The sequence below is a fragment of the Rahnella sp. RcJ3 genome, from assembly GCF_009498575.1.
Classification (GTDB): Bacteria; Pseudomonadota; Gammaproteobacteria; order Enterobacterales; family Enterobacteriaceae; genus Rahnella; species Rahnella aceris.
This window is the reverse complement of sequence record NZ_QSNX01000024.1, coordinates 42,420-53,867: the sequence shown is the minus strand read 5'-3', so window position 1 is coordinate 53,867 and position 11,448 is coordinate 42,420. Positions and strand designations below refer to the sequence as shown.

General features: G+C 53.0%; 9 protein-coding genes. 4 read left to right on the top strand and 5 right to left on the bottom strand.

All coding sequences use genetic code 11. The features are described 5' to 3' along the window. Positions 1 to 98 precede the first annotated feature (98 nt). Positions 99 to 1,352, bottom strand: a complete 1,254-nt coding sequence (gene cytX, locus DXU84_RS22150; protein WP_013573488.1) for a putative hydroxymethylpyrimidine transporter CytX — start codon at positions 1,350 to 1,352, stop codon at positions 99 to 101. A gap of 156 nt (positions 1,353 to 1,508) precedes the next feature. After that, positions 1,509 to 2,165, bottom strand: a complete 657-nt coding sequence (locus tag DXU84_RS22145; RefSeq protein ID WP_013573489.1) for a Qnr family pentapeptide repeat protein — start codon at positions 2,163 to 2,165, stop codon at positions 1,509 to 1,511. Positions 2,166 to 2,352: 187 nt separating this feature from the next. Here DXU84_RS22145 and dcp point away from each other — a divergent pair, with 187 nt between their 5' ends. From dcp to DXU84_RS22130, 3 genes are all read left to right on the top strand, one after another. Next, the gene (dcp, locus tag DXU84_RS22140) at positions 2,353 to 4,506 is read left to right on the top strand and encodes a peptidyl-dipeptidase Dcp (RefSeq protein WP_013573490.1); all 2,154 of its coding nucleotides are present in this window, start codon (positions 2,353 to 2,355) and stop codon (positions 4,504 to 4,506) included. A 137-nt stretch (positions 4,507 to 4,643) separates the two neighbouring features. Then, positions 4,644 to 5,702, top strand: a complete 1,059-nt coding sequence (locus DXU84_RS22135; protein ID WP_013573491.1) for a bifunctional transcriptional activator/DNA repair enzyme AdaA — start codon at positions 4,644 to 4,646, stop codon at positions 5,700 to 5,702. A 14-nt stretch (positions 5,703 to 5,716) separates the two neighbouring features. After that, positions 5,717 to 6,469: an isocitrate lyase/phosphoenolpyruvate mutase family protein gene (locus DXU84_RS22130; protein ID WP_013573492.1), complete on the top strand. Its 753-nt coding sequence runs from the start codon at positions 5,717 to 5,719 to the stop codon at positions 6,467 to 6,469. Here the strand turns inward: DXU84_RS22130 and DXU84_RS22125 are convergent. The 3 genes from DXU84_RS22125 to DXU84_RS22115 form a co-directional block, all read right to left on the bottom strand. Continuing rightward, positions 6,441 to 7,655 (bottom strand): MFS transporter, encoded by a 1,215-nt coding sequence (locus DXU84_RS22125; RefSeq protein ID WP_013573493.1) that lies wholly within the window; start codon positions 7,653 to 7,655, stop codon positions 6,441 to 6,443. The two genes, DXU84_RS22130 and DXU84_RS22125, sit on opposite strands and share 29 nt — an antisense overlap. Before the next feature lie 209 nt (positions 7,656 to 7,864). Then, the gene (locus DXU84_RS22120; protein ID WP_013573495.1) at positions 7,865 to 8,950 is read right to left on the bottom strand and encodes a type I restriction endonuclease; all 1,086 of its coding nucleotides are present in this window, start codon (positions 8,948 to 8,950) and stop codon (positions 7,865 to 7,867) included. A 143-nt stretch (positions 8,951 to 9,093) separates the two neighbouring features. Further along, the gene (locus DXU84_RS22115; protein WP_153376662.1) at positions 9,094 to 9,795 is read right to left on the bottom strand and encodes a TetR/AcrR family transcriptional regulator; all 702 of its coding nucleotides are present in this window, start codon (positions 9,793 to 9,795) and stop codon (positions 9,094 to 9,096) included. Positions 9,796 to 9,879: 84 nt separating this feature from the next. On the opposite strand from DXU84_RS22115, the gene DXU84_RS22110 reads away from it, so the two are divergent. Further along, entirely contained in the window at positions 9,880 to 11,379 is a 1,500-nt protein-coding gene (locus DXU84_RS22110) for an MDR family MFS transporter (RefSeq protein WP_013573497.1), read from the top strand. The last annotated feature ends 69 nt before the right edge of the window (positions 11,380 to 11,448 follow it).

Here is an 11,448-nt window from a genome sequence, read left to right as displayed (position 1 = left end):
GGGTCCATGATGAGCATGAACCCTTTTTACACGAGCCACCGGATCGGTCAACTGATCCTTAAACGATCGGCATTACCCTTCGGGGCGGTTTTTTTATCTCAGGCTTTACGCCCTAATCCCCAGCACACCAGCCCCGCCACCAGCAGCGACGGAATTGTCGCGCCGATATCCGGCAGCAGATTTGCCATCAGATGATAAACCACAATGCCGGTAATCCAGGCTGCGAGGGAACGTATATTCAGGTCTTTTTGTGTCTGCCTGCGCAGAACAAAATGATGCGTCAGCACCACACCAAACAGCGGCGCAAACACGGAGCCAATCAGCAGCAGGAAGTTTTCGTATTGCGTCAGCGGAACGGCCCAGGCGATCAGCGTACACAGCAGGCCGATACCCAGCGTCAGTTTACCCACGCTGACCGGCAGGGAAGTCCCCGCCGACACCGCCGCTGAGTGAATATCCGCAAAGGCATTTTCATGCTCATCCACCAGAATCAGTAACAGCGGAATACCCAGTGCGATCCCGGAAAGCGCCAGCAGCAGCGCATTGGCATCGGTCGAGGTGCTGACAAACGCCAGCGTATACGCCACGCCGAGCGCCATCATCCACACGCTGCCGAGGAAATATCCGCAGGCCGTTCCCCAGAAGTTTTGCCGCGCAGATTTGCCGAAACGGGTGTAATCCGACACCAGTGGCAGCCACGAAAATGCCATCGACACCACAATATCGCAGGCCAGCGCGAACGGCATCGAACCGTCCCCGGCTTTATGCCACAGTGTGGATAAATCGGCGTGCAGGAACAGATAACCGGTCAGCCACGCACAGCTCGCCAGCAACAGCCAGATCCCCCAGCGGCGCAGTACCAGGCGGATAAACGCCAGCGGCCCGCTGGCCGCCAGCAAGGTGGCAACGACGCCGAAAATAAACGTCCAGAGGGTCGGATTCGCCCAAAAACTGCCGTCGCCCCAGGCGCGTTTTGCCAGCAGACTGGCCGCATCGCGCATCACCACAATTTCGAACGCGCCCCAGCCGATCAACTGGATCAGATTGAACAGCACCGGCAGTGCCACGCCGCGTTTGCCGAGGCTGAGCCTCAGCGACGCCATCGACGACATGCCCGTCTGCCCGCCGATCACCCCGACCAGTGCCAGCAGCGCAACGCCGACGGCAGACCCCAACACAATGGCTGCCAGCGAGCCCGCCAGCCCGAGGCCCGGAGCCAGAATGGCACCGGCCTGCAATACCATCAGACCCATACCGAGCGAGAACCACAGCGAGAATAAATCAGACCAGCCCAGCACCCGTGATTTTTCCGGCACAGACGCCTGAGGCGAATAAATACTATTATCTTTCATGAGGTTAATTTCGTGGCTAAAGCGAAGGTCTGTTATAGCATATTGCGGTGAGATTCTGATGAAGGGCGGAGGGGAAGCGCACTTTCCGGCGGGCAGCCTGGGGATTTCAGGCACAAAAAAGCCGCTTCAGAGAGCGGTTTTTTATATCGTATCCTCTCACTTCGAATGGATCACAATCATCCCCAATTTTTCCAGCAAATGACTCTGCTGCCAGTCGTCGATTTTCACGCCATCGAGATCGACTTTACGGATATTCAGCTCACCCAGATCGGAGTTCGTCAGGTCGCAATGGGTAATGTTGACGTTATTCCAGTCGAACTCGGTGAATTCGCCGCCGGAAAGGTCGGAGCCGCTGAAGTTTGCGCCCTGCACGTTCGCGCCGGTCCAGCGGTTTTCCCATAACTCGCATTTCTCCAGAATGACTTTGCTGAAGTTCGCGTAGCTGAAGTTATTTTTGGTCATGAAGGCGCTGCAAAACCAGGTGCGCGAGGTGATCATATTCATAAAACTCGCGCCGCTGAAATCTGCGCCAGTGGCTTTGCATTCACGGATTTCACAACCCAGTGCCTGAATGTTTTTGAAATCAGCCATCGTCAGATCACAGCGTTTAAAGCTGGCATCCTGCAATTTTGCATGCTGGAAAGAGCAGCCTTTTTGTTCCCCATCATCGTAAAACAGACAATCGACGAACGCCGTTTCTGACAGATCGGTGCTGTCAAAACGGCAGCGGTAAAAGCGGCAGTTCTCCAGTGTCTCGCCGGTAAACTGCTTCACGCTAAAACGCTGGTCACTGAACGTCTGGTCTTTGATCATCGGAACCTCTGTCATCTTTTATGCCCTGCTAAGGCCGGTATCCTGACAGAAAAGTTTTATCGAAAATATGGAATCCGCCTCGTAATAACACGATTTACCTACGTTTGCCTTTTGCCGGATCGCTGAGTGAGGTCTATTCTCAATGACTTAACGGAGCACTTCTCTCACTCAGATAAGGAAGACTGGAATGCGTTTGTCATCTCTCTTTTTGGCAACCAGCCTGGCTGTCAGCCAGTTTGCAGGGGCTGCGGAAACCGCACAGCCCGCCACTCAGGAGCACGTCATGAATCACGCTATTAATGCCGATAACCCATTTCTGAAACCCAGCCCGCTGGAATATCAGGCGCCGCAATTTAATCTCTATAAAGACAGCGATTATGAACCGGCGATCCTCGAAGGCATCCGCCAGAAACTGGCTGAAGTCGATAAAATCGCCAGCGACAGCGCGCCGCCAACCTTTGAAAATACTTATGCGGCCCTGGAAAAATCCGGCGTCATGCTGCAACGCGTGCAAAACGTTTTTGGCGCGATGACCGGCGCGAATACCAACGATACGCTGCAAAAAATTGACGAAGATACCTCGCCAAAACTGGCGGCGATGGATGACAGCATTCATCTCAACAGCAAGCTGTTTGCGCGGCTGAAAGCGGTCTATGACCAGCGCAGCAGCCTGAAAATTTCCCCCGAATCACAGCGCCTGATTGAGGTGACTTTTAAGGATTTCGAGCTGTCAGGTGCCAATCTTTCGGATGCGGATAAAGACAAACTCAAAGCGCTGAATCAACAGGCGGCAACGCTCAGCACGCAGTTCACTAATAAATTGCTGGCCGCCACCAAAGCGGGCGGGCTGACGGTGAAAGATAAAGCGCAGCTTGCCGGGCTGAGTGACGCCGAATTATCGGCAGCCGCGCAGGCCGCCAAAGACCGCAAGCTGGATAATGCCTGGCTTCTGGTTTTGCAAAACACCACGCAGCAGCCGTTGTTACAGTCACTGGATGACCGCGACACGCGCCAGGCACTGTATGAGGCCTCAATCAATCGCGCTGAAAAAGGCGATGCCAACGACACCCGTGAGCTGATTGCGAAGCTGGCAAAAGTTCGCGCACAGCAGGCTCAGGTGCTGGGTTTCCCGAGTTATGCCGCGTGGAAACTGGAAGATCAGATGGCGAAAACGCCGCAGGCTGCACTGGATTTCATGCACAAAATTGTGCCAGCCGCGACCGCCCGCGCGCAGCGTGAAGCGCAGGATATTCAGGCAGAAATCGATAAACAGAAGGGCGGCTTCAAAGTGACTGCCTGGGACTGGCAGCACTACGCCCAGCAGGTTCGCAAAGAGAAATATGATCTGGACGACGCGCAGATCAAACCCTATTTCGAGCTGAATAATGTGCTGGAAAACGGCGTGTTTTATGCCGCTAACTTGCTGTATGGCATCACCTTTAAAGAACGCAAAGACCTGCCGGTTTACAATCCTGATGTGCGGGTTTTTGAGGTGTTCGATAAAGACGGTAAATCGATGGCGCTGTTCTACGCCGATTATTATCAGCGCGATAATAAAGGCGGCGGCGCATGGATGAGCAACTACGTCGATCAGTCGAAATTGCTGGGCACGAAACCGGTGATTTACAACGTGGCGAATTTCCAGAAACCGGCGGCGGGGCAACCGGCGCTGCTGTCGTGGGACGACGTTATCACTATGTTCCACGAATTTGGTCACACGCTGCATGGCCTGTTTGCCGATCAGGAATATCCGGGTCTTTCCGGTACCGCGACGCCGCGTGATTTTGTCGAATTCCCGTCGCAGTTTAACGAGCACTGGGCGAGTGATCCGAAAGTGTTTACTCACTTCGCCAAACATTATCAGACCGGTGAAGTGATGCCGCAGGCTTTGCAGGACAAAATAGAGAAGGCCAGCAAGTTCAACAAAGGCTATGACATGACCGAACTGCTGGCGGCTGCGTTACTGGATATGCACTGGCACAGCCTGAGCGCGGACGCACCGCAGCAGGATGTTGATAAGTTTGAAGCGGAGTCGCTGGCGAAAGATAAAGTGAATCTGGCGTATGTGCCGCCGCGCTACCGTTCCAGTTATTTCCAGCACATCTGGGGTAACGGCTATGCCGCCGGATACTATGCCTATCTGTGGACCGAAATGCTGGCTGATGATGCCTTTGCCGGTATCACTGAGCAGGGCGGGCTGACGCGGGAGAACGGTCAGAAATTCCGTGATCAGATCCTCTCACGCGGTAACAGCGAAGATCTGGAAAAACTCTACGAAACCTGGCGTGGCAAGGCTCCGTCAATTGAGCCGATGCTGAAAAACCGCGGACTGGAGGAGTAAAAATAGCCGTGCCCGGTATCACGCCGGGCACGGACACTCTTGCTGTGAATATTTAAAATCAACGCCCGAAAAACGTCGCTTCTCCCGCTGAAATTCCCCTATGCTTTTCCCCATGTTTCCGGTCTGCGAGTGAAATCATGCTGTTCGATTTACCTGACGATGATGTGCTTTATGCTGCGCTGATTGCCCGTGATCCGGCCTATGACGGCTTTGCTTTTGTCGGCGTCAAAAGCACCGGTATTTTTTGCCGCCTGACCTGCCCGGCACGAAAACCTAAGCGCGAGAACTCGGTATTTTATCCGTCGATGGTCAGCGCGATGGAAGCCGGATTCCGGCCCTGTAAACGCTGCCGGCCGCTGATGCAGGGCGGAGAAAAAGACCCGCTGGTGCTGAAATTGCTGGCTGCGCTGGAAAACGAGCCAGACAAAAAGTGGAGCGAGGGCGATGTGCAGGCGATGAACGTTGATCCTTCCACCGTCCGCCGCGCCTTTAAACGACAGTTTGGCATCACTTTTCTGGAAATGGCGCGCTTACGCAGAATCGGCAAGGGTGTCGATGCGCTGGCCGGGGGAGAGCCGGTAATTGATGCCCAACTGGATGCGAGTTTTGAATCCGGCAGCGGATTTCGAGCGGCGATCACCCGTCAAATCGGGCTGAACCCGAGCCAGGCCAGAAAGCATCAGTTTCTGAAGGCTGACTGGCTGGATACGCCGATCGGTTCCATGCTGTCGATCGCCAGCCACGACGCACTGTATCTGCTGGAGTTTATTGATCGTCCGGCATTACCTAATGAAATTGAGCGGCTGAAACAACTGACGTCCTCTGAAATTATTTTTGGACGAACGCCGCTGATTGATCAGCTCGAACTGGAACTGGCGGCGTATTTCGCGGGTGAAAAGCACACATTTATCACGCCACTGGCGGAATTCGGTTCATTGTTTACCCGTAAAGTCTGGGATGCGCTCAGGGCTATTCCGGCGGGTGAACTGCGCAGTTACTCCGCGCTGGCGGCGGATATCGGGCAGGCCACGGCTTCCCGCGCAGTCGCCCGTGCCAACGGGGCTAACCAGATTTCAATCCTGATCCCTTGTCATCGCGTCATTGGTGCTGATGGTTCGCTGACCGGTTACGGCGGCGGATTATGGCGCAAGCGGTGGCTGATTGAACACGAACGAAGAATGGCGTTGAGCCGCTAAACGAGGAGCAGGGTATGAATCAGCAAAGTCGGGCACTGGCATTTTCACAACTTCACCAGAAGCACAATCCGGTCATTTTATACAACATCTGGGATGCGGGCAGCGCGCTGGCGGTGGCGCAGTCGGGGGCAAAAGCCATCGCTACCGGAAGCTGGTCGTGTGCGGCGGCGCAGGGGTATCAGGATGGCGAAGCCATGCCTTTTTCCAGCCTGTTACGGACGGTGCAACGCATTGCCTCTGTGATCAGTCTGCCGCTCACGGTGGATTTCGAGACCGGTTATGGTGCGGATCGCCGCGACAACCTGAGCGCACTTTTGCAGGCGGGTGTCGTGGGTATTAATGTTGAGGATCAGCAAATGGGATTATCCGCGCTGAACGGCGTCCGTGAACAATGCGAGATTCTGAACTCGCTTCGTCAGGTGGCGGAAAATCAGGGAATGGCGTTATTTATCAATGCGCGCACCGATGTCTTTTTACAGGAACCCGACGCCACGCGGCATCCGGTGCTGATGGCGGAAGCTAAAAAGCGGCTGACTGCCTATAAGGATGCGGGAGCCAGCGGTTTTTTTGCCCCCGGTTTGAGTGACCTGACACTGATTGCCGAACTCTGTGAGGTATCAGCGCTGCCGGTGAATATTATGGCCAGCAACCTGACACCACCGCTGGCTGATCTCACTGCGGCGGGTGTCAGCCGGATAAGCTATGGCCCGCATCCTTATATCGGGCTGATGGAAACCCTTAAACAGCACGCGGCTGTGCTGTATTAGCCGCCAGACGGTGCCCCATCCAGAAGAACAGCAGACCGCCAACCGAGGCGGCAATCAGCGCGATAAACATCACCGGCGGGGCGGTGTAACTGAGCAGAAAACCACACATGACCGGGTTTATCGCGCCACCCAGATTGCTCAGGTTCTGCATGCCGTAATAGCTGCCCTTCATATTTTCCGGCGCGATAAAGTCGATAAACATATATTCCACCGGGATAACAATCAGTTCGCCAAAGCTGAAAATCGCCATCGCGATCACCCAAAGCAACACCGATTGTCCGGCGGTCATAAAGCCGATCAGGCCGATGATGAAGAAAATCGTGCCGAGAAGCAGCCATTTCAGCAGGCTGTTTTGTTTCATCCGGCTGCTTAATACGTACTGGAAGGTAATAACAATCACGGCGTTGGTGATCATCACCGCGCCGATGATTTTGTACGCAAAAGCGGCGTTTGAGACCAGAATCAGGTACTGGGAGAGATAACCGGCGAATTGCCCGAACACCACCGAACCCAGCGTGCTGCCCAGTGTGAAGTAAATCAGACGACGGTCATGGGCCAGAATGCTCAGTGTCTGACGAAGGTTCGGTTTTGGCAGGGGTTTCTGTTCCTGTTCTGTTTGCGGCGGTTTATGCGGGATATTGCGCAATCCCCAGGTCAGGGAAATCACGGTACCGAGCGCCAGTACGCCGGAAATCACGAACGGCAGCAGCGGGCTGAAACCCGCCAGCCACACGCCCAGCGACGAGCCCACTGCCCAGCCGACATTCACCAGCGTGTAATTCATCGAAAATGCCTTCACCCTTTTTTCTACCGGCAACCAGCTGGCGATACAGGCTTTGAGCGTGATGCTGAGCAGGGCGTAAGCGGCATTGAGCAGCGCCAGTACCAGCAGCACGCCGGTCACATTCGGCAGAAACGGCAACAGTAAAAAGCTCAGCCCGAACAGGCTGATGGAGACGGTAATCAGCGTCCGGTGATTGAATTTATCGACCAGATAGCCGCCGTACAGACTACTGAGAATCCCGATTGCCAGGCTGGCACCGAGAATGATCCCGACGCTTTTGGGCAGCAGATGATAGTGCTCAGTCAGATAAATAGTGATAAACGGCAGTGTGACGCCACGTCCGATAGTGAGTACTAACGAACTGGCTAACAGCGCAAGAATTAATGGCGGCATTCCCTTCATGTTGAATGGCATTCCCTGATTAACAGCAACATTTTCGTTACATCATAAAGGAGTCTGCACAGTATTTTTCATTACAAAAAAGAGGGATTTAAGAGAGTTGCACGGGATAACCCGCGCAGGTCGTGGCCCGGCTTATAACTTCTGCGGCGCAACGCCGTGGAAGAATCATGAACCTGCTTCTGCAGGTTCATGAAATTATCCTTAGCTCTTCAGTTATAACTCTGGGCTGTTTTATTAAGATGCTCAGTGAACTTGTAGATATCATCCAGGGAATCTATCGGATGCCGGGTCTCATTTTTTTCTGCATCAAACAGCCCAATATAAAATTGCGTGCGATTAAAATGGAGGCGACAAATAGGTTTCCTGTTGTTGTCATCAATGAGAATACCAAAATAGCTTTTGGTATCCCTTGGCGTGATGCGTTTCGCATCGACAATGGTTCTTATGATTGACTTGACGATGTGGAATCCTTCCAGTTCTTCCTCGGAGGTAACAATCTGATCCGTTTCAGGTGTATTTATAATTGCTGGTGCAGTACTGGATTCTTCTTCGATTTCTTTCACCGGCAAATTCTGCGCCGTGCCGCTGAGTGCTGATTTAAGTCTTTCGTTTACCTGATCATTTAACAACTGGCTCGCGGCTTTACGGGTAAGAGTATTAAATTGCTCACGTACTTTTTGTGTGAGGATTCCGTCATAAACACGCGAGGCAAAAAATTTAACGAAATCTTCTTCAGGATTAGTGAATTGAGCAAGAAATATCTTCTTAATCTGGCTGACGTATTTCAGTTCACCTGCCGCATTAACAATGGATTCCACGTCGAAAGCTGATTTGGTAAGCTTGATCAGCTCCGGAACAAGATTTTCATCTAAATCAAGCAGATCTAGCTCAAAAAAAGGTTTCTCATCCATCTTGTTGGGTGCGTCGAGATCAGTAAAAAACTTATACACCTGCCCGTTAGTCAGAATGGATATTCGCGCGTTTGTGACATGAAAATATCGGAATAATTGAGAGGCATGGTTAACATTGAGGGATTCGCCGATTTTTTTACATTCCACAAGGATTTGAATTTCCCCGCTTTTAAGAATTGCGTAATCTATTTTTTCGCCTTTTTTGGTACCCACATCACAGATAAATTCTGGAATAACCTCCGTTGGGTCAAAGACATCATATCCAAGGATCTTATTAATAAATGGCATAACAAATGCGTTTTTCGTGGCTTCTTCAGTTTGAATCAATGGCGACTGTTGCTTAATTTTTATGGCCAAACTGTTTAATTGTTCAAGGATTTCCATATATACCTCTATTATTTTTAAATCACTGCTGTGTGATATTTATTTATAGGGAATATAGGGAGATAACACCAGATGAAAAATTGCGGCATTGATCACTTATTTGGTGAAATGCCGACGATAAACAAGAAATAATAGTCAATAGCTTACGGCTTCTGCGGCGCAACGCCGTGGAACAGCAAAAGGGCGACGTGTTTACGCAACATATCGGGGGAAATGGGCGACGCGCCTTCCTGTCTCATTTTCATTGAGGCCATCGGGAACAGCGTCAGACCGAATAGGGAAATGAACAGCAATGCCGGATTGAGATCCGGATTCAGTTTTCCTTCGGCCTGCCAGCGGGTAATGCATTCCTGTACGATTTTGCGGTTTTTGTCGCCGTTACGTTCTTCCATGCGTTTTTTCAGCATACCGCTTTCGCTGATGACTTCCCGCACCCACAGCGGTGCCACCCACGGGTATTTTTCTGCCGCATCAATCATGCACTGCGCCATATTAGTGATCGCCAGAAGCGGATCGTCGGCATGTGTTTGGAAAATATCAGTAAATCCGGCACGGACTGGCTGAAAACGTTCGTCGATCATCACGTCCAGCAGTTGTTCGCGGGTCTTGAAATAGTAATGCAGCATGGCAGTAGTGACGCCTGCTTCTTTGGCGATCATGCTCAGCGGCGTTTCGGCGATGCCGTATTGGGCAAACAGTTTCAGGGCGGCGTCCAGCAGCAGTTCACGCTTATCCGCTCCGGATTTTGCACTGCGCGGACGACCCGGACGACGCACGGGCGTGTTGGCTTCGTTTTGATCCTTTTGTGCGGATCCTGGCGTTTCTGAGATTTTTCTGTCTGCCATAAGGAGGGCGATCCATTGACCAGATGAATTTGATGCTTCAATATTAATTATACAGTTAATTAATTACAAGTCAGGATGTCATTCATGACGACAATAAATTCGGCACAGAGCGAGGTGGCGGAACAGAAGCCTTCGATAAAGCTGCTGTTCTCCGCGCTGATGCTGGTGATGCTGCTGGCCGCACTCGACCAGACGATTGTGTCCACCGCGCTGCCGACTATCGTCAGCGAGCTCGGTGGCCTGGATCAGCTTTCGTGGGTGGTGACCTCTTATCTGCTGGCCTCCACCATTGTGGTGCCGCTGTACGGTAAGTTTGGTGATCTGCTCGGTCGCAAAATCGTGCTGCAAACGGCGATTATCGTGTTCCTGCTCGGTTCGGTATTGTGCGGGCTGGCGCAGAACATGACGCAACTGATTCTGATGCGCGCCCTGCAGGGGCTGGGCGGCGGCGGGCTGATGGTGGTCAGTATGGCGGCGGTCGGCGATGTCATTCCGCCGTCCGAGCGTGGGAAATATCAGGGGCTGTTCGGCGGGGTATTTGGTCTGGCGACCGTCATCGGGCCGCTGATCGGTGGTTTTCTGGTTGAGCATATTTCCTGGCGCTGGATTTTCTACATCAATCTGCCGCTGGGGATTTTCGCCCTGCTGGTGATTGGCGTGGCGCTGAAATCGCAGACTGCACGCATCCGCCATGAAATCGATTTTCTCGGCGCGGGGTATCTCGCGGCGGCGCTGACCTGCATCATCTTGTTCACCAGCGAAGGTGGCACGGTGTATCAGTGGTCGGATCCGCAACTGTGGTGCATTCTGGCGTTCGGGCTGGTGACCCTTGGTGGCTTTATTTATGAAGAAACGCTGGCGGCCGAGCCGATCATTCCGCTGGGTCTGTTCCGCGACCGCACCTTCCTGCTCAGTTGCGCAATCAGTTTTATTATCGGCATGTCACTGATGGGGTCGATGACCTTCCTGCCGCTGTATCTGCAGGTGGTGAAAGGCTCGTCGCCGTCAGAAGCGGGGATGCAACTGCTGCCGCTGATGGGCGCATTGCTGTTCAGTTCGATCGTCAGCGGGCGTCTGATCAGCCGTATTGGCCGTTATCGTATTTTTCCGATTATCGGCACCTTACTGAGTTTCGCCGGTATGGTGCTGCTGGGCTTTCTGAAAGTCAGCACGCCGGTACATATGCTGTATCTCTACATCGGCGTGCTCGGTTTCGGCCTGGGGATGGTGATGCAGGTGCTGGTGCTGGCGGTACAAAACTCGGTATCGATGAAACAAATGGGCGTGGCGACCTCCGGTGTGACACTGTTCCGCTCGATTGGTGGTTCCATCGGCGTGGCAATGTTTGGGGCGATTTTCACCCACGTTCTGCGTGATCAACTGGTGGCGCTGATCCCCGAAGGCACGGTGCTTCCCCGCTCACTCAGCGCGCAGGCGGTGCAGGAATTACCGGCCGCCATCCGCGCTGATTATTTGCAGGCATTTGGCTCGGCGCTGCACTCGGTGTATCTGATTGCCGCGTGCGTGATGGTGCTGGCGTTTGTCCTGTCGCTGCTGCAAAAAGATGCGGTGCTGAAGAAATAACCGGCCGCAATCCCGGCGATTTGCACTAAGCTTTCCCCTTTACGGCGTTGAAATGGCATGGAAACCAGC

What these genes read in the sequence shown, in the direction of transcription:
- dcp (WP_013573490.1), top strand. Translation starts at nt 2,353, where the DNA reads ATGCGTTTGTCATCTCTCTTTTTGGCAACCAGCCTGGCTGTCAGCCAG.
- DXU84_RS22135 (WP_013573491.1), top strand. Translation starts at nt 4,644, where the DNA reads ATGCTGTTCGATTTACCTGACGATGATGTGCTTTATGCTGCGCTGATT.
- DXU84_RS22120 (WP_013573495.1), bottom strand. Translation starts at nt 8,950, where the DNA reads ATGGAAATCCTTGAACAATTAAACAGTTTGGCCATAAAAATTAAGCAA.
- DXU84_RS22130 (WP_013573492.1), top strand. Translation starts at nt 5,717, where the DNA reads ATGAATCAGCAAAGTCGGGCACTGGCATTTTCACAACTTCACCAGAAG.
- DXU84_RS22110 (WP_013573497.1), top strand. Translation starts at nt 9,880, where the DNA reads ATGACGACAATAAATTCGGCACAGAGCGAGGTGGCGGAACAGAAGCCT.
- DXU84_RS22115 (WP_153376662.1), bottom strand. Translation starts at nt 9,795, where the DNA reads ATGGCAGACAGAAAAATCTCAGAAACGCCAGGATCCGCACAAAAGGAT.
- DXU84_RS22145 (WP_013573489.1), bottom strand. Translation starts at nt 2,165, where the DNA reads ATGATCAAAGACCAGACGTTCAGTGACCAGCGTTTTAGCGTGAAGCAG.
- cytX (WP_013573488.1), bottom strand. Translation starts at nt 1,352, where the DNA reads ATGAAAGATAATAGTATTTATTCGCCTCAGGCGTCTGTGCCGGAAAAA.
- DXU84_RS22125 (WP_013573493.1), bottom strand. Translation starts at nt 7,655, where the DNA reads ATGAAGGGAATGCCGCCATTAATTCTTGCGCTGTTAGCCAGTTCGTTA.